At 68.3% G+C, this 15552-nt stretch carries 15 protein-coding genes and 1 pseudogene; 9 read left to right on the top strand and 7 right to left on the bottom strand.

Going from position 1 to position 15552, the window contains the following annotated elements:
- Nucleotides 1–66 precede the first annotated feature (66 nt).
- The 3 genes and pseudogenes from QE444_RS19480 to QE444_RS19470 all read left to right on the top strand — a co-directional run bounded on the left by QE444_RS19480 (nt 67) and on the right by QE444_RS19470 (nt 3945).
- Nucleotides 67–984, top strand: a complete 918-nt coding sequence (locus QE444_RS19480) for a MoxR family ATPase (protein WP_007160574.1) — start codon at nt 67–69, stop codon at nt 982–984.
- Nucleotides 954–1939: pseudogene (locus tag QE444_RS19475) on the top strand (DUF58 domain-containing protein). Before QE444_RS19480 ends, QE444_RS19475 begins: the two are co-directional and overlap by 31 nt.
- The gene (locus QE444_RS19470; RefSeq protein WP_309741061.1) at nt 1936–3945 is read left to right on the top strand and encodes a DUF3488 and transglutaminase-like domain-containing protein; all 2010 of its coding nucleotides are present in this window, start codon (nt 1936–1938) and stop codon (nt 3943–3945) included. Before QE444_RS19475 ends, QE444_RS19470 begins: the two are co-directional and overlap by 4 nt.
- Here QE444_RS19470 and QE444_RS19465 read toward each other — a convergent pair.
- The 3 genes from QE444_RS19465 to QE444_RS19455 all read right to left on the bottom strand — a co-directional run bounded on the left by QE444_RS19465 (nt 3927) and on the right by QE444_RS19455 (nt 6446).
- Nucleotides 3927–4106, bottom strand: a complete 180-nt coding sequence (locus QE444_RS19465) for a hypothetical protein (RefSeq protein ID WP_309741059.1) — start codon at nt 4104–4106, stop codon at nt 3927–3929. The two genes, QE444_RS19470 and QE444_RS19465, sit on opposite strands and share 19 nt — an antisense overlap.
- A 74-nt stretch (nt 4107–4180) precedes the next feature.
- A complete protein-coding gene (locus QE444_RS19460; protein ID WP_187980010.1) occupies nt 4181–5455 on the bottom strand; it encodes a methyl-accepting chemotaxis protein in 1275 nt (424 codons plus the stop codon).
- A gap of 160 nt (nt 5456–5615) precedes the next feature.
- On the bottom strand, nt 5616–6446 hold the full coding sequence (locus tag QE444_RS19455) for a TatD family hydrolase (RefSeq protein ID WP_280306047.1): 831 nt from the start codon (nt 6444–6446) through the stop codon (nt 5616–5618).
- 88 nt (nt 6447–6534) lie between these two features.
- On the opposite strand from QE444_RS19455, the gene QE444_RS19450 reads away from it, so the two are divergent.
- Together QE444_RS19450 and QE444_RS19445 are read left to right on the top strand one after the other, a co-directional pair.
- Complete coding sequence (locus QE444_RS19450) at nt 6535–7965, top strand: transglycosylase SLT domain-containing protein (RefSeq protein WP_309741054.1); 1431 nt, start codon at nt 6535–6537, stop codon at nt 7963–7965.
- A 153-nt stretch (nt 7966–8118) separates the two neighbouring features.
- Nucleotides 8119–8424: a hypothetical protein gene (locus tag QE444_RS19445; protein ID WP_309741052.1), complete on the top strand. Its 306-nt coding sequence runs from the start codon at nt 8119–8121 to the stop codon at nt 8422–8424.
- On the opposite strand, the gene greB is transcribed toward QE444_RS19445, so the two are convergent.
- The 3 genes from greB to QE444_RS19430 are packed head-to-tail and all read right to left on the bottom strand — an operon-like array spanning nt 8421 to nt 12115.
- On the bottom strand, nt 8421–8930 hold the full coding sequence (gene greB, locus QE444_RS19440) for a transcription elongation factor GreB (RefSeq protein ID WP_133862710.1): 510 nt from the start codon (nt 8928–8930) through the stop codon (nt 8421–8423). The genes QE444_RS19445 and greB overlap by 4 nt on opposite strands.
- Before the next feature lie 3 nt (nt 8931–8933).
- Complete coding sequence (locus tag QE444_RS19435; RefSeq protein ID WP_309741049.1) at nt 8934–11444, bottom strand: FtsX-like permease family protein; 2511 nt, start codon at nt 11442–11444, stop codon at nt 8934–8936.
- The gene (locus QE444_RS19430; RefSeq protein ID WP_133862712.1) at nt 11441–12115 is read right to left on the bottom strand and encodes an ABC transporter ATP-binding protein; all 675 of its coding nucleotides are present in this window, start codon (nt 12113–12115) and stop codon (nt 11441–11443) included. Before QE444_RS19430 ends, QE444_RS19435 begins: the two co-directional genes overlap by 4 nt.
- A 148-nt stretch (nt 12116–12263) precedes the next feature.
- Here QE444_RS19430 and QE444_RS19425 point away from each other — a divergent pair, with 148 nt between their 5' ends.
- The 3 genes from QE444_RS19425 (at nt 12264) to QE444_RS19415 (ending at nt 14250) form a co-directional block, all read left to right on the top strand.
- Complete coding sequence (locus QE444_RS19425) at nt 12264–12818, top strand: arylesterase (protein ID WP_178083933.1); 555 nt, start codon at nt 12264–12266, stop codon at nt 12816–12818.
- A gap of 98 nt (nt 12819–12916) precedes the next feature.
- Nucleotides 12917–13198: a hypothetical protein gene (locus tag QE444_RS19420; protein ID WP_007160562.1), complete on the top strand. Its 282-nt coding sequence runs from the start codon at nt 12917–12919 to the stop codon at nt 13196–13198.
- A gap of 74 nt (nt 13199–13272) precedes the next feature.
- Entirely contained in the window at nt 13273–14250 is a 978-nt protein-coding gene (locus QE444_RS19415) for a L,D-transpeptidase family protein (protein ID WP_133862714.1), read from the top strand.
- 122 nt (nt 14251–14372) lie between these two features.
- On the opposite strand, the gene QE444_RS19410 is transcribed toward QE444_RS19415, so the two are convergent.
- Nucleotides 14373–14624, bottom strand: a complete 252-nt coding sequence (locus tag QE444_RS19410) for an Lpp/OprI family alanine-zipper lipoprotein (protein WP_059315705.1) — start codon at nt 14622–14624, stop codon at nt 14373–14375.
- A 444-nt stretch (nt 14625–15068) separates the two neighbouring features.
- Here QE444_RS19410 and QE444_RS19405 point away from each other — a divergent pair, with 444 nt between their 5' ends.
- Nucleotides 15069–15350, top strand: a complete 282-nt coding sequence (locus QE444_RS19405) for a GNAT family N-acetyltransferase (RefSeq protein WP_187980002.1) — start codon at nt 15069–15071, stop codon at nt 15348–15350.
- Nucleotides 15351–15552: the final 202 nt, after the last annotated feature.

The following is a 15552-nucleotide window of genomic DNA, read 5'->3' as shown; positions in this document are numbered from 1 at the left end:
TGCTGCTATTCTCGTTCTGCAGGCCGACCCCTTCTCGGGTCGGCGCAAGGCAAGAGACCTCAGGGCATGCACGATAGGTTGAACGCCTGTCTCAAGGCGGTAGACGGCGTTTTGTTGGGCAAGGAAACCCAGGTCAGGCTGGCGCTGGCCTGCCTGCTGGCGCGGGGTCACCTGCTGATCGAGGACCTGCCCGGCATGGGCAAGACCACCCTCAGCCATGCCCTGGCCAAGGTGCTGGGGCTGTCCTTCCAGCGCATCCAGTTCACCTCGGACCTGCTGCCCGGCGATATCCTCGGCACCTCGGTGTTCGATCGCGACAGCGGGCAGTTCGTCTTCCATCCCGGGCCGGTGTTCGCCGAGTTGCTGCTGGCCGACGAGATCAATCGCGCCACGCCCAAGAGCCAGAGCGCGCTGCTGGAAGCCATGGAGGAGGGGCAGGTGACCATCGAGGGCGCCACCCGGCCCTTGCCCGACCCCTTCTTTGTCATCGCCACCCAGAATCCCATCTCCCAGGGCGGCACCTTCGCCCTGCCGGAATCCCAGCTCGATCGCTTCCTGATGCGCCTGTCGCTCGGCTATCCCGGCCGCGCCGCCGAGCGGGCGCTGCTGCTCGGCGGTTCCGGACGCGAGCAGCTGCCGCGGCTGGAGCCCCTGCTGGATCACGCCCAGCTGCGGCTGATCCAGGCCGAGGTGCCGCGCATCCACGCCAGCGAGGCGGTGGTGGACTATGTGCTGCGCCTGGTGGAGGCCACCCGCACCCAGACCTCCTTCGCCCTCGGCCTGTCGCCACGCGGCAGCCTGGCGCTGCTGGCCGCGGCGCGGGCCTGGGCGCTGCTGGCGGGGCGCGACCACGTGCTGCCCGAGGACGTCCAGACGGTGCTGCCGGCGGTAGCCGGCCATCGCCTGCGCGACATCGCCGATCCTGCCGGGCACGGTGGCGGCGCCCTGGTGCAGTGGCTGCTGCGCGAAGTCCCGGCGCTGTGACCGGCGGCGCCTGGCAGCGCTATCGAGATGGCTGGCTGACACGGCGGATTCCGCCAGCCAATCGCATCACCCTCGATCAGCGACGCATCTTCATCCTGCCCACCCGCGCCAGGGCGGCGCCTTCGCCATCGCCTTGCTGCTGATGCTGCTGGCCGGTATCAACTACCAGAACAGCCTGGCCTATGGCCTGACCTTCCTGCTGTTTTCCCTGGCGCTGGTGGCCATGTTGCACACCTATCGCAACCTGGCCGGCCTGCAACTGGTCGGCGGCGGCGCCAGCCCGGTGTTCGCCGGGGAGGTCGCCGGATTTCGCCTGCGCCTGGAGAGCAGTGGCCGCGCGCACCAGGGCATCGCCCTGGGCTGGCGTAACGAGCCGCTGGTGCTCAGCGACGTACCGGCGGAGGAGAGCGTCGCCCTGCAGATCTTTCACCCGGCGCCGAGCCGCGGCTGGCTGGGACCCGGACGGCTGCGGGTGGAGAGCCGCTTTCCCCTCGGCCTGTTCGTTGCCTGGAGCTGGCTGGACCTGGACGTGCGCGCCCTGGTCTATCCGCAGCCCCTGGCGACCACGACGCCATTGCGCAGCGGCCAGGATGCCGGCGGCGAGGAGGGCCAGCGCCAGGCCGGACAGGGCGCCGACGACTTCCAGGGTCTGCGGCCCTATCAGCCCGGCGATTCACGCCGGCGGCTGGACTGGAAGGCCTTTTCCCGCGGGCAGGGCCTGCTGGTCAAGGACTTCACCGCCCTGGCCGGCAGCGAACTCTGGCTGGATTTCAGCGTGCTCGATGGCGACACCGAGACCCGGCTGTCCTGGCTGTGCCAGGCGGTGCTGGACTGCAGCGCCCGCCAGCTGCGCTTCGGCCTGCGCCTGCCTGGGGTGGAGCTGGCGCCGGCCACCGGCGAGAGCCAGCGTGACGCGGCGCTGCAGGCCCTGGCCCTGTTCGGACGGCCGACATGAGCACCGCCGTGCCGCAACCCATTCCGCGCATCGCCCTGATCTGGCTGCTGGTGGCCCAGGCCCTGGTGATCCTGCCGCACCTCACCCATCTGCCGCCCTGGGTCGGATTGCTCTGGGCCTTGTGCGCCGGCTGGCGGGTGCTGCTGTTCCGCATGCGGGTGCGGGCGCCGACGCGGATCGAGAAGGGCGGCCTGCTGCTCTTGACCATGGGCGGCATCTGGCTGTCGCGCGGCTCCTTCATCGGCCTGGACGCCGGTGCCGTGCTGCTGCTGGTGACCTTCGCCCTCAAGCTGATCGAGATGCACAGTCGCCGCGATGCCCTGGTGGTGATCTACCTGGGTTTCTTCGCGGTGGTGATCGCCTACCTGTTCGAGGACGGCCTGCTCGCCGCGCTCTACAGCCTGCTGCCGGTGACCGCCCTGGTGGCGGCGCTGATCGGTCTGCAGCAGAGCGCCCTGGCCAGTCGGCCGCTGGCGACGCTGAAGGTCGCCGGTACCCTGCTGCTGCAGGCGGTGCCCCTGATGCTGCTGCTGTTCCTGGTGTTTCCGCGCATCGGTCCGCTGTGGTCGCTGCCGCAACCGGGCGACCAGGCGCGCACCGGACTGGGCGACAGCATGGCGCCCGGCGAGATCGCCCAGCTGTCGCAATCCGCCGAGCGGGTGTTCCGGGTCAGCTTCGCCGGCGACCGGCCCGCGCAGCGTGACCTCTACTGGCGGGCCACCACCTACGAACGCTTCGATGGCGCGCGCTGGTCGGTCGATCCCGACACGGCCTGGAGTCCGGAACCGGCCTGGGCGCCGCGCGGACTCCGACTGGATTATCAGGTGGTCATGGAGCCGAGTGGTCGGCCCTGGCTCTATGGCCTGGACGTGGCGCGCAGCGATCAGCGCGACGTGCGCCTGGCCAGCGACTTCCACCTGCAGCGCCGCCGCCCGGTGGACCAGGCGCTGCTCTACCGGATTTCCAGCTGGCCGCAGGCCATCCGCGAGCCGGAGCGGCTGTCCGCCTCCAGCCAGCGGCGCGCGCTGCAGCTGCCCAGTGGCGGCGAACCGCGTACCCGTGCCTGGGTAGCCCAGCTCAAGACCCAGGCGTCGACGCCCGAGGCCCTGGCCCAGGCGATCCTGGCCTATTTCCGCCAGCAGCCCTTCGTTTACACCCTGCAGCCGCCTACGGCGAGCGTCGATGCCATCGACGCCTTTCTCTTCGACAACCGTCGCGGTTTCTGCGCCCACTATGCCGGCGCCATGACCTTTGCCCTGCGGGTGGCGGGCATCCCCGCGCGGGTGGTGGCGGGCTACCAGGGCGGCGAATTCAACGCGGCGGGTGGCTATCTGCTGGTGCAGCAATTCGATGCCCATGCCTGGGTGGAATACTGGCTGCCAGGGCGCGGCTGGATCAGCGTCGATCCCACCGCCCAGGTAGCGCCCGAGCGGATCGAGCGCGGCTTGCAGGAGGCCCTGGCGGCCCAGGGCGCGGCCAGTGAATTCCTCGCCGACAATCCCTTCGCCGCCAATCGCTATCGCAACCTGGCCTGGCTCAATGAGCTGCGTCTGGGCTGGGACCGGATCAACTACGGCTGGCAGCGCTGGGTGCTCAACTACCAGGAAGACACCCAGGGCGAACTGTTCAAGCGACTGCTCGGCGAGGGCTCGCTGCAACGGCTGGGACTGCTGCTGGCAGTGGTGGTGCTGGGCGTTCTCGGGGTGATGGCGCTGCTGGTGCTCAAGCCCTGGCAGCGGACCCGCGATCCCCTGCTGACGCGCTTCGGCCAGTTCGAGCGCCTGCTGGCGCGCCAGGGGCTAAAGCGGCAAGGCGGCGAGCCTGCCGGCAGCTTCGCCGGGCGCGCCATGGCCGAATTGCCGGCGGCACGGGCGGCGATAATGGCTTTCTCCGCGGAGTTCCAGGCACAGCGCTATGCCGGTCGACCCGCGGATCCGGCGGCGCTATCGAGGGCGCTGAAAGCCTTGAAACGCCAGCTGCGTGAGCGTCAGACGCGCAACGACTGAGGCACGGGGAGGGCGTCGGGGTCCTGCAGGGCGAAGGCCACCAGGCAGACGACGGCCGCCAGGATCAGCGGTTGCGGATGCGGATTGCCGAGTGCCTGGGCGATGCAGCCCAGGCCCAGTAACAACAGAACGGCGGAAGTGAGGGTGGTGACCGAGCGCATGGCGGTTCTCCAAAAACGTGCGGGCATCTTGCCGCCTGTCGGGCAACCGCGCGAATGCGCTCTCGCTATGGAGGCTATAGGCGCAACTGGCGGATCGCCTGATTCAGGGTTCCTGCGAGGGCGGCCAGTTCGGTGCTGGTGCTGGCCGACTCCTGCGTCAGCAGCATGGTCCTTTCCGTGACATCGCGGATGCCTACAACCGACCTGCTCATCTCTTCCGCCACCTGGGCCTGCTGCTCCGCGGCCACGGCGATTTGGGTGTTGCTGTCGCGCATCAGGGTCACGGCGGCGGTGATGTCGGCCAGGGCCTGCCCGGCGGCGCCGGCCTGGACCACGCAATCGTCGGCCTTGAGCGAACTCTCGCGCATGAATTCCACGGCATCGCGGGTGCCAGCCTGGAGGCTGTCGACCATGCGCGTGATCTCGTCGGTGGAGCCCTGGACACGCTTGGCCAGGTTGCGTACCTCGTCGGCCACCACGGCGAAGCCACGGCCGGCCTCGCCGGCGCGGGCCGCCTCGATGGCGGCGTTGAGCGCCAGCAGGTTGGTCTGCTCGGCGATGCCGTGGATGACGTTGACCACGCTGGTGATGCGCTCGCTGTTCTCGGCCAGCTCCTGGATCATCACCGCGGTCTGCTGCACGCCCTGGGACAGGTCGGCGATGGAATGGCCGACGCGCTCCACCGCCTGCTGGCCGGCGCCGGCCAGGCGATCGGCCTCCTGGGACTGGTCGCGGGTGCCGGCAGCGTGCTCGGCGATCTGCTGCACGGTGGCGCTCATCTCGTTGATCGCGGTGGCGGCCTGGTCGGTCTCGTGTTGTTGATCGTGCATGCCGCCACGGACGCCCTGCATGCCGCTGGCCAGGCGCCCGGCGCCTTCGTCCAGGCGCGAGGCGCTGGCGGCCACGGTACCGACGACGCGGGTGTAGCTGTCCTGCATGGCGTTGAAGGCCTGGGTCATTTGCCCGACCTCGTCACGCCCGCGCACCTCGACCCGGGCGGTGAGATCGCCGTCGCGCTCCACCCGCAGCATGGTGTCCTTGAGGCGCTGCAGATTGCCGAGGATGAAGCGGATCAGGAGCTGCGAGGCCACCAGCAGCACCAGCATCAACACACCCACGGCCAGGGCGTATTCCGGCGCCCGGGCGATAAAGATGTCGCCGAAGGTCGGGGCGCTCAGCCTGGCCGCCGCGTCGCCCACGGCGGCCTTGACCGCCTTGAGCTGTTCGGCGCGACCCGAGACTTCCAGCTGCATGGCGAACAGCACCAGCAAGAGGCTGGTGACGAAGGCGACGGCATTGACCGCCCAGAATTTGTACTTGAGGGAAATATCGCGCAGCCAGGCAAACATAGGGGGCATCCAGTCGGCGGGGCCGCACAGCCTGGCAGGCCGGCGCGCCCCGGATCTTGACTGGCGTCAACGTCCTGCAGGGAGGAGGGTGACGCCGCGGAACAAGCCCTGAGGTTAACGGCTCCGGCCTGCGCGACTTTAGCGCAGCGGCGTCCTGCGCCTAGTCGTAGTCCTCCACCCGCTCTGGCTCGGCGATCTCCGGCAGATCGAAGAAGGCACGAGCGGTGGCGGTGGTGTGCAGGGCGGTCTGCTCCGGCGTTTCGTTGCGCAGGCGCGCCACGGTGCGCAGGATCTCCGGCAGGAAGGCCGGTTCGTTGTGGCCATGGCGCGGCTTGGGTCTGAGGGTACGCGGCAGCAGGTAGGGGGCATCGGTTTCCAGCATCAGCCGACCGACCGGGATCTGCCCGACCAGCTCGTGCAGGTGCAGGCCACGGCGCTCATCGCAGATCCAGCCGGTGATGCCCAGGTGCAGGTCGAGATCCAGATAGCCGTAGAGCGCCTTGCGCTCGCCGGTGAAGCAGTGCACCACGGCGGCCGGCAGATGGTCGCGATAGTCGCGCAGGATCGCCAGCATCCGCTCGCTGGCGTCGCGTTCGTGGAGAAACACCGGGCGGCGCAATTCGGCGGCCAGGGCCAGCTGTTCCTCGAAGCAGCGCTCCTGCTGCGGTCGCGGGGTGAAGTCGCGATTGAAGTCCAGGCCGCATTCGCCCAGGGCCCGCACCTTGGGCTGGCCGGCCAGTTCACGCAGGGTCCTGGCCGCGGCTGCGTTCCAGGTCGAGGCTTCGTGGGGATGGACGCCCGCGGTGCTGAACAGGGCTTCGCCGGCGTCCAGGCGCAGGCAGAGATTGAGGGCGTTCTCGCTGTCTTCCAGGGTGGTACCGGTCAGCACCAGTTGCATCACACCGGCGGCCTGGGCCCGCTCGATCACCGCATCCACCTCCTTGAGCAGGCTGGGGTGGGTGAGGTTGACGCCGATGTCGATCAATTGCATGGTGCGGACCTTCTACAGACTTTGTTCCATCATTCTATCCGTAGTCCGGGTGCTATCGGCGCTGTCCCGGCCAGGTCAGGAGTCCTGGATGCCGTTTCGATTCACCCTTGTCATCCTCGGCTGCCTGCTCGCCGGTTCCGCCCAGGCACGGCTCGGCGCGCTGCCACCCGAAGCACCGCGGCATGTCGCGGCCCGTGACCTGACTGCCATCGAGCGTACCGGCGAGTTGCGCGTCCTGGTCAACCAGAGTCGGCACAGCTCCGGCGAATGGAACGGCCAGGCGCTGGGCATCGAGTATCGGCGCCTGGAGGCCTTCGCCCGCTACCTGCGGCAGCAGCCCGGCGGGCGGCCGCTGCGCCTGGTCTTCGTGCCCAAGGCCAAGGACGACCTCCTGGCGGCGCTGCAAAGAGGCGAGGGCGATCTGGTGGCGCCGGGCGAAACCCTGCTGCCACCGCCGCATTCGGCCCTGATCGCCGCGTCGGTGGCGGCGCCTGCCAGCCTGGTGGTAGTGGGCGGACGTGGTCAGCGCCTGCCACGTCATCTGGAACAACTGGCCGGGCGCCGGGTGGTGCTGCCCCAGGGCAGTGCCGCCGGCCCGGCCCTGGAACGGCTCAACGCCCAGCTGGAAAAGCGCAGGCTGCGGCCGGTACAGGTCGAGTGGGCCGATCCGAGCCTGGCGGTGGAAGATGTACTGGAGCTGACCCAGGCCGGCATCTATCCGCTCAGCGTCGTCGAGTCCGGCCTGGCGCATCGCTGGACACGGGTGCTGTCGCGCCTGCGGGTCGCCGATCGGGTAGTGGTGGCCCATGACCAGGCGCAGCTCTGGTATCTGCGTGCCTCGGCGCACCAGCTCACCGAGCGGATACGGGCCTTCGCCCGGCAACCCCAGGCGCGTGACGACGACAAGGCCTTTCGCCAGGCCTATGCGCGCCGCTATCAGGTGCGCGATCCGCTACAGGCCCATGACCGCAAGCGCCTGGCCCAGGTGCGACCGCTGCTGCAGCGCTACGCCAAGGCTTACGACTTCGACTGGCTGACCCTGGCCGCCATGGCCTACAAGGAATCCGGCCTCGATCCCCATGCCCGCGGTGCCGGCCGCGCCGCAGGGCTGCTGCAGATCACCCCGCGGGCGGCGCGCAGCGTCGGGGTACGCAACCTGCATTCCGCCGAGGACAACGTCAAGGCCGCCACCCGCTATCTGGCGCGCCTGCGGCGAGAATTCTTCTCCAGTCCGCGGCTGGCCGAGCGCGAGCGCCGCGCCTTTACCCTGGCGGCCTACAACCTGGGCCCGGAGCGCGTCCAGGCGCTGCGGGCCAAGGCGCGCGAACAGGGCCTGGACGGCGATCGCTGGTTCTTCCAGGTCGAACGCATCGCCGCCGAGGAGGTGGGTATCGGGGTGGTCAACTACGTGGCCAGCGTCAACAAGTACCGGGTGGCCTTCAGTCGTGAACGGGCGCGCCTGGAAGCACCGGCCGTGGCGGCGACGAGCGCCAGGGCGATCCGCCGCGAAGACGGTTGAAGCCCGCTTGACAGGGCAGTCTGGCCCTCCCTAGGATGATCCTGCGCCGATTTAAACAGCAACTTGCGGGGCGCTTACAAATACCGCTAAAGCGCTGGACGGAACAGGCCTCGTACTACCGCCCAGCTGGATCCACGAGGCGGAATTTCGTCCATGCTACCGCTCCCGCTACGCCTTACCCCCCTGACCCAGGGCAAGCTCGCCAGTCATCCCGCCATCCTGCTCGGCGGTCCCGATCAGCCCACCCTGCTGCGCTATCTCGAAGGCTGGCCGAGGCGCTGGCCCCACAGTCGTACTCTGCAGATCCGCTTCGCCGACCGCGCCGAACAGCTGCGTGGCTTTGCTGACGGCAGCTTCGACTTCGCCGTGGTGCAGTCGCCCGGCCAGGCCGGTCTTGCACTCCTGGTGCGGGAATTGACGCGGGTGGCGCGGCAGGGCGTGATCACCCGGAGGCGCTAGCCCGCTTCTTCCGGATAGGCGATCTCGACGATGTACCAGCGCTGTTCGCCAGCCGGCGTCTGCAGGCGGACTTCCGCGTCCAGCGCCTTGCCGACCAGCGCCCGCGCCAGGGGCGAGTCGATGCTGATGAGGTTCTGCCGGAGGTCCAGTTCGTCCGGGCCGACGATGCGATAGCGCTTCTCGGCGCCGTCATCGTCTTCCAGGGTGACCCAGGCGCCGAAATAGACCTTGCCCGGATCCGCCGGGCGCTCGCGGATCACCTTGAGATTCTCCAGCCGCTTGCGCAGGAAGCGCACTCGGCTGTCGATCTCGCGCAGCATCTTCTTGCCATAGATGTACTCGGCGTTCTCCGAGCGATCGCCCAGGGCGGCCGCCTCGCTCACCGCCTGGGTGACCTGGGGCCGGCGCACGTTCCACAGTTCGTGGAGTTCGGCGCGCAGCCGGGCTTCGCCGGCGGCGGTGATCAGGGGCGTGCCGGCGGTGCGCGGCGGACGGTAGCGACTCATGGATCAGCTTTCTCTCAGGATCAGTAACGGACTGGCGGTGAGGGCCCGCCGCGTGCCCAGCAGGCCCGCCGTGCCGACCAGCAGGGCGCCCAGCACCGGCAGGAGCAACAGCCAGGGGTGGGGTTGCCAGTCCAGCTCGAAGGCCAGCCGGTAGAGCAGGGCGCTGACGATCTCGCAACCGAGCGCCGCGAGCAAGCCACTGGCACCGCCGAGCAGGATGAATTCGGTGCGCCGCGCCCGTTGCAGCAATTCGCGCCGGGCACCCAGGGCGCGCAGCAGGGCGCCCTGGCGGATGCGTTCGTCGAGGGTCGCCTGCAGGCCGGCCAGCAGCACGGCGATACCGGCGGCCAGCACGAACAGCAGCACGAATTCCACGGCCACGCTGACCTGGCGCAGGATGCTGCGCAGCTGGTCGAGCAGGGCATCGATGGGCAGCAGGGTCACCGCCGGGAATTGCCGGGCCAGGTTCAGCAATTCGCGGTCGTGGCCGGGCGGCAGGTAGAAGCTGCCCAGGTAGGTGAAGGGCACGTCCTGCAGGGCGCCCGGGGCGAAGATGACGAAGAAGTTCGGCTGAAAGTTGTCCCAGCTGACCTGCCGCAGGCTGGTGATCCGCGCTTCGATCTGGCGGTCACCGATGACGAAGCCCAGGGTGTCGCCCAGGCCGACGCCGAGGCTGCGCGCCAGCTCGCTTTCCAGCGAGACGCCGGGCAGCTCGCCGGCGGGCAGCGCATCCCACCACTGACCGGCTTCCAGGCGATTGCCGTCCGGCAACCCAGCCGACCAGGTCAGATTGAGATCGCGCCGGGTGGCACGGCCACCGCGGGAGTCGTCTTCCAGGCCTTCCTGGGCCGGATGCCCCTTCACGCTGACCAGCCGCCCCTGCACGATGGGATAGAGCGGACTGGCGTGGGGCGAGAGATTGCCCACTGCCGTGGCGAAGGCCTGGCGCTCGTCCGGCAGGACATTGAGGGCGAAGTGATTGGGTGCCTCGGGCGGCAATTGCGCCTTCCAGCGTTCCAGCAACTCGCCCCGCAGCAGCACCACCAGACTCATGGCCAGCAGGATCAGGCCGAAGGCCAGGGTCTGGCCCACCGCCGCCAGCGGATGGCGCAGCAGTTGGCCCAGCCCCAGCCGCCAGGCCAGTGGCGCACCCTGCATCCCCCGGCGCAGGCCACGCAGGGCCAGGTACAGCAGGCTGCCGAACAGCAGCCCGGCGAGCAGGCCGCCCACCAGCAGCGCCAGGGTCAGGCGCAGGTCCAGCGACAGTCGCCACATGATCAGCCCCAGGGCCAACAGGGCGCAGCCATAGACCAGCCAGGTGCGCAGGGGCACCGGCTGCAGGTCGCTGCGCAGGACCCGCAGTGGCGGGACCCGCCCCAGGGCGGCCAGTGGTGGCAGGGCGAAGCCGACCAGGGCGACCATCCCGGTGCCCATGCCGGCCAGCGCCGGACCGATCCCGGCGGCCGGCAGGCGCGCCGGCAAGAGTCCGTGCAGCAGCTCGAACAGCACCAGCTGCGCCAGCCAGCCGAGCAGGGCGCCGAGCAGACTCGCCGCCAGGCCCAGCAGTCCCAGTTGCAGGCCGTAGAGCATCAGGGCGTCGCGCCGGGTCAGGCCCAGGCAGCGCAGCAGGGCGCTGGCGTCGAAGCGCCGCGCGGCGAAGCGATTGGCCGACAGCGCCACCGCTACACCGGCCAGCACCACCGCCACCAGACTGGCCAGGCCGAGATAGCGCTGGGCGCGCTCCAGGGCGTTGCCCAGTTGCCGATTGCCGTCGCCCGGTCCCTCGAAGCGCTGGTTGGCGGCCAGGGCCGGGGTGAGGGCCTGGCGATAGGCGGCCAGTGCCTGGGATTCGCCGCGCCAGAGTTCGCGATAGCGCACCCGACTGCCGGGCTGGATGACCCCGGTGGCGGCCACGTCGTCGAGATTGATCAGCACTCGTGGCGTCAGGCTGTAGAAGTCACCGGCACGGTCGGGTTCATAGGTGAGCACCCGGGTAATGGTGAGGGCCTTGCGGCCGATGTCCAGGCGATCGCCGACCTTGGCATCCAGCGCCAGCAGCAGGCGCGGCTCGACCCAGGCCTCCCCGGGCGCCGGAGCGCCGCCCGGCTGTTCGGGACCGTCCGGTACCGCGGCGCTGCGCACCTCGCCGCGCAGGGGGAAGTTGGCCTGGACCGCCTTGACGCTGGCCAGTTGCAGGGCCTCGGCACCTGCCGCCATGGTGCTGAAGTTGAGCGAGCGGCTGTGTTCGAGGCCGAGCTGCAGGCCGGCGTCCACCTGTTCCGGACGGGGCGGTTCGCTGCCCAGCAGCACCAGGTCGGCGGCGAGGAATTCGCTGGCGCGATTTGCCATGCCCGCGCCGAGGCGGGCGGTGAAGTAGCCGATGGCGACGCTGGCCGCGACGGCGATCACCAGCGCCAGGCAGAGCATGCGGATCTCGCCGGCGCGGAGTTCTCTCAGACTCTGGCGCCAGGCCAGGCCGAACAGCCGGGCGAAGGGTAGACCGGTGCGCCTCATGCCGCGACCTGCCGACCGCCTTCCAGGCGCAGTTGGCGGGCGCAGCGCGCGGCCAGGCGTTCGTCATGGGTCACCAGCACCAGCGTGGTGCCCCGCTCACGGTTGAGTTCGAACAGCAGATCGCTGATATGGGCGCCGGTGCGGCTGTCGAGATTGCCGGTGGGTTCGTCGGCGAAGAGGATGCTGGGTCGCGGCGCGAAGGCGCGGGCCAGGGCCACCCGTTGCTGCTCGCCACCGGAGAGCTGGCGCGGATAGTGCCGCAGTCGCTCGCCCAGGCCGACCCGTTCCAGCAGGGCTACCGCCTGTTCCCGGGCCTGGCGCACGCCCTCCAGTTCCAGCGGCAGCATGACGTTTTCCAGCGCCGTGAGGCTGTCCAGCAACTGGAAGGACTGGAAGACGAAGCCCACCCGTTCCGCGCGCAGGCGGGCGCGGGCGTCTTCATCGAGGGTGTCCAGCCGCTGACCGGCGAGATGGACCTCGCCGCCGCTGGGCAGGTCGAGACCGGCCAGCAGGCCGAGCAGGGTGGACTTGCCGGAACCCGAGCTGCCGACGATGGCCAAACTGTCGCCGGCCTCCAGTTGCAGATCCAGCGCCTGGAGGATCGGCAGCGCGCCTTCCGCGCCCGTGACGACCTTGCTAAGGTCGCGTGCCAGCAGTATGACTTCGCTCATGAGGATTCCGATGCCGTATTCGAAGGGCCCGCACGCGGGCGGCTGTGGCGAGTTAGAGTCAAAAAGCCGGGCGAAGTCCAGTGCGCCTTTGCGCCAAGGCATTGCCTGGCTGCTGGCCGTGCTTTGCCTGACCCTGGCGCCCCTGGCCATGGCGCGCACCCTGCTGGTGGTGGGTGACAGCATCAGCGCCGGCTACGGCCTCGCCGAAGGCCAGGGCTGGGTGCGGCTGCTGGAGCGGCGCCTGCAGGAGCAGAAGCTCGATTATCAGGTGGTGAATGCGTCCATCAGTGGCGATACCACCGCCGGTGGCCTGGCGCGCCTGCCAAAGCTGCTGGCCGATCATCAGCCCACGGTGGTGGCCATCGAGTTGGGCGGCAACGACGGCCTGCGGGGCCAGCCGCTGGCCCAGTTCGAGCGCAACCTCACCGCCCTGGTGGAGCAGGCCAAGGCCAGGGGCGCCCGTGTCCTGCTGCTGGGCATGCGCCTGCCGCCCAACTACGGACCGCGCTATACCGACGGCTTCGCCCAGGTGTATACCGACGTGGCCAAGGCCCAGCAGGTGGCCCTGGTGCCCTTCCTGCTCGAAGGAGTGGGCGGCGATCCCGCCTTCATGCAGCCGGATGGCATTCATCCTCAGGCCAATGCCCAGCAACGTCTGCTGGACAACGCCTGGCCCCAGTTGCAGCCGCTGCTGCGCGACTGAACGTCGGACTTTTCCCCGGCGGGGCTTTCCGCTAAGGTTGCGCGCCCCGCCGGTCCGGCCAATCTACCGCCCGGCGGATCCGCCCCTGGAGTATCCCGATGTCCCGCCTTTCCCGGTCCATGCACGGCTATCAGCTGATCCAGCCCGATGCCCAGCTCGACCTGTTCGCCTGCCGCGAGGGGCGGGTGCATATCGTCGCCCGGCAGCTGGAGCTGGGCTCGCCCACCGACCGGACCCTGTGCGGCACCCTGTTGCCGGCGCGGCCCCGCTTGCATCCGCTGAATCGCCGGGCGCTCGGTCTCAAGACCCTCTGTCCGGCCTGCATGCAACGGCTGCAGGGTGCCAAACGAGGCCTGCCGAATCCATTACAGGTCTTTTGAGGCCCTGCCGGACGCCGATCGAGGCGTGTACAATTCGCGCCGTCACCTTTTTGCTTCTTGCAAGGATTCATCCCATGCCCGCGCGCGTTTCGACCCTGGTCGGTTCCCTCTCGCTGTTTGGTCTGTTGAGCGCGGGTACGGCGCAGGCACTGGAGTTGCCGCTGCCGCCACCCGGTGAAGACGTGGTCGGCGAGGTTCAGGTCATCAAGGCCGCCTACGAAGACACCTTCGCCGATCTCGGCCAGAAGTACGATCTGGGCTACACCGAGATGGTGGCCGCCAATCCGGGCGTGGACGCCTGGCTGCCGGGCGCCGGCACCGAGATCGTGCTGCCGACGCGCTTCATCCTGCCGCCCGGGCCGCGCGAAGGCATCGTCATCAACATCGCCGAATACCGCATGTACTACTACCCCAAGGGTGGTCATTCGGTGTTCACCTACCCGTTGGGCATCGGTCGTGATGGCTGGGGCTCGCCGGTCGGCGTGGCCAAGGTGGTGGACAAGATCAAGGATCCGGCCTGGTATCCGCCGGAATCCATCCGTGCCGAGCACGCCGCCGAAGGCGATCCGCTGCCCAAGGTGGTGCCGCCCGGTCCGGATAATCCCCTTGGCCCCTACAAGATCCGTCTGACCCTGCCGGGCTATCTCATCCACGGCTCGGACAAGAAGTTCGGTATCGGCATGCAGGTCAGCCATGGCTGCTTCCGCATGTACAACTTCAACGTCACCGAACTGGTTGGCATGCTGCCAATCGGCACGCCGGTGCGCATCATCGACGAGCCCTACAAGTTCGGCGTGAGCCAGGGCAAGCTCTATCTGGAAGCTCATCAGCCGGTCAACCTCAAGGGCGACCCGACCGATATCGACCGTCAGGCCGCGGTGGTCAATGCGCTGATCAAGCGTGACGACCTGCTGCAGGCCAACAGCGCGGTGAACTGGAACACGGTACGGGACGTGGTCCAGGGCCAGGACGGCCTGCCGGTGGAAATCGCCGACCTGCCTGCCGGCATGGTTACCGGTACGGTGGCCAAGGCGCCCGCCAAGACCCTGTGATCGCGACCGGCCGAGCGCACTCGGCCGGTTAGACAAACAAAAAGCCCGCCATCTGAGATGGCGGGCTTTTTGTTTGCTCCGGGAAAGGCGACTGTTGCCACTCGCCTTTCCAGCCGAGGCGCTTACTTGCGGCTGGCTTTTTCCAGCATACGCAGGGCGCGCTCGTTGGCTTCGTCAGCGGTCTGCTGAGCTTTCTGAGCGGCGGCCAGGGCCTCGTCAGCGTGACGGTAGGCTTCGTCAGCACGAGCCTGAGCGCGGGCAGCGGCGTCTTCGGTAGCGGTCAGGCGAGCTTCGCTTTCCTTGTTAGCGGTGCTGCAACCAGTGGCCATAGCAGCGGCCAGAGCCAGGGCGGCGAATTTCAGAGCGTTGTTCATCGTAAACCCCTTGAGGTAGACATCCTGTTTTAAGATCAATTTCCCAGGTGGAAAATTGCGGCTACATACTACTCATTACCGGTCGTAAGTAAACTGAGCTAAACCCGTTGAAGAAAGATTTTTTGCGGAAATCCTGCTTCGCTCCCCGAGTTCGTCCCCGAATGCCCGCACCCGGTACCAGCAACTGCTTGGATGGCTGAAAGCCACGAACGTTTCAAAACGTTAGAGGATGACCGGAAGTTGTCAAGGTCAAAGCCGCGCCTGCTCCCGCGTGAACAGCCCTGATATAGTGTGATTTCTCGGTGCGACGGCTGGTCAGAACCTGCTTCTTCCGGAGGGGTCTGACGCGCTGTGGCTCAGTCCCGCACAGGAAGGGTGCGTTCTCGTCTTCGGGTATCATCGATAACAATGGATAAGGCGGAGCCAAACCGCCAAGGAGTAGTCATGAACGAATCCCTGCACGTGGAACACGATGAGGCCAATCATCAATTCCAGCTTTCTGTCGACGGTCAACGCGCCTATCTCGCCTACATGGATCTGGGTAAGCAGACGATGGATTTCTATCGCACCTTCGTCCCCGATGCCCTGCGTGGGCGCGGCCTGGCCGCCAGGCTTGCCGAGCACGCCTTGAACTACGCCGAGAGCCGCGGCTACAGCGTCATACCGTCCTGTTCCTATGTGGAGCACTATCTGGAGCGGCGTGGCCAGGTGACGCCGCTGGCCTGAGAGCCTGTCCTAAGTCTGCTGCGCGTCGGCCAAACGGCGTTGAAACTGGCCTGGGTCGCCAGCCCGGCCAAGGTGGCCCCGTCGCAATGCTCATTTACCATTCGTAAACCCGAGCGCGGGTCCGATCCGCTTCCTCAGCCAGCTTCGCCTTGTTTGTCTCTAGCTCGCGAGACTTTGAACAGGCTCTGGTGCGGAAGAAAAA

The sequence above is a fragment of the Pseudomonas sp. SORGH_AS_0199 genome, from assembly GCF_031453735.1.
Classification (GTDB): domain Bacteria; phylum Pseudomonadota; class Gammaproteobacteria; order Pseudomonadales; family Pseudomonadaceae; genus Chryseomonas; species Chryseomonas aestiva.
Note: the sequence above shows the minus strand (reverse complement) of the source record. Positions and strands in the feature narration are given on the sequence as shown.

Bases quoted from the DNA above. Each gene is read 5' to 3' on its own strand.
- QE444_RS19410 (WP_059315705.1), bottom strand. From the start codon at position 14,624: ATGAACAACGCTCTGAAATTCGCCGCCCTGGCTCTGGCCGCTGCTATG.
- QE444_RS19480 (WP_007160574.1), top strand. From the start codon at position 67: ATGCACGATAGGTTGAACGCCTGTCTCAAGGCGGTAGACGGCGTTTTG.
- QE444_RS19470 (WP_309741061.1), top strand. From the start codon at position 1,936: ATGAGCACCGCCGTGCCGCAACCCATTCCGCGCATCGCCCTGATCTGG.
- QE444_RS19430 (WP_133862712.1), bottom strand. From the start codon at position 12,115: ATGAGCGAAGTCATACTGCTGGCACGCGACCTTAGCAAGGTCGTCACG.
- greB (WP_133862710.1), bottom strand. From the start codon at position 8,930: ATGAGTCGCTACCGTCCGCCGCGCACCGCCGGCACGCCCCTGATCACC.
- QE444_RS19420 (WP_007160562.1), top strand. From the start codon at position 12,917: ATGTCCCGCCTTTCCCGGTCCATGCACGGCTATCAGCTGATCCAGCCC.
- QE444_RS19415 (WP_133862714.1), top strand. From the start codon at position 13,273: ATGCCCGCGCGCGTTTCGACCCTGGTCGGTTCCCTCTCGCTGTTTGGT.
- QE444_RS19435 (WP_309741049.1), bottom strand. From the start codon at position 11,444: ATGAGGCGCACCGGTCTACCCTTCGCCCGGCTGTTCGGCCTGGCCTGG.
- QE444_RS19445 (WP_309741052.1), top strand. From the start codon at position 8,119: ATGCTACCGCTCCCGCTACGCCTTACCCCCCTGACCCAGGGCAAGCTC.
- QE444_RS19450 (WP_309741054.1), top strand. From the start codon at position 6,535: ATGCCGTTTCGATTCACCCTTGTCATCCTCGGCTGCCTGCTCGCCGGT.
- QE444_RS19425 (WP_178083933.1), top strand. From the start codon at position 12,264: ATGGCGCGCACCCTGCTGGTGGTGGGTGACAGCATCAGCGCCGGCTAC.
- QE444_RS19455 (WP_280306047.1), bottom strand. From the start codon at position 6,446: ATGCAATTGATCGACATCGGCGTCAACCTCACCCACCCCAGCCTGCTC.
- QE444_RS19405 (WP_187980002.1), top strand. From the start codon at position 15,069: ATGAACGAATCCCTGCACGTGGAACACGATGAGGCCAATCATCAATTC.
- QE444_RS19465 (WP_309741059.1), bottom strand. From the start codon at position 4,106: ATGCGCTCGGTCACCACCCTCACTTCCGCCGTTCTGTTGTTACTGGGC.
- QE444_RS19460 (WP_187980010.1), bottom strand. From the start codon at position 5,455: ATGTTTGCCTGGCTGCGCGATATTTCCCTCAAGTACAAATTCTGGGCG.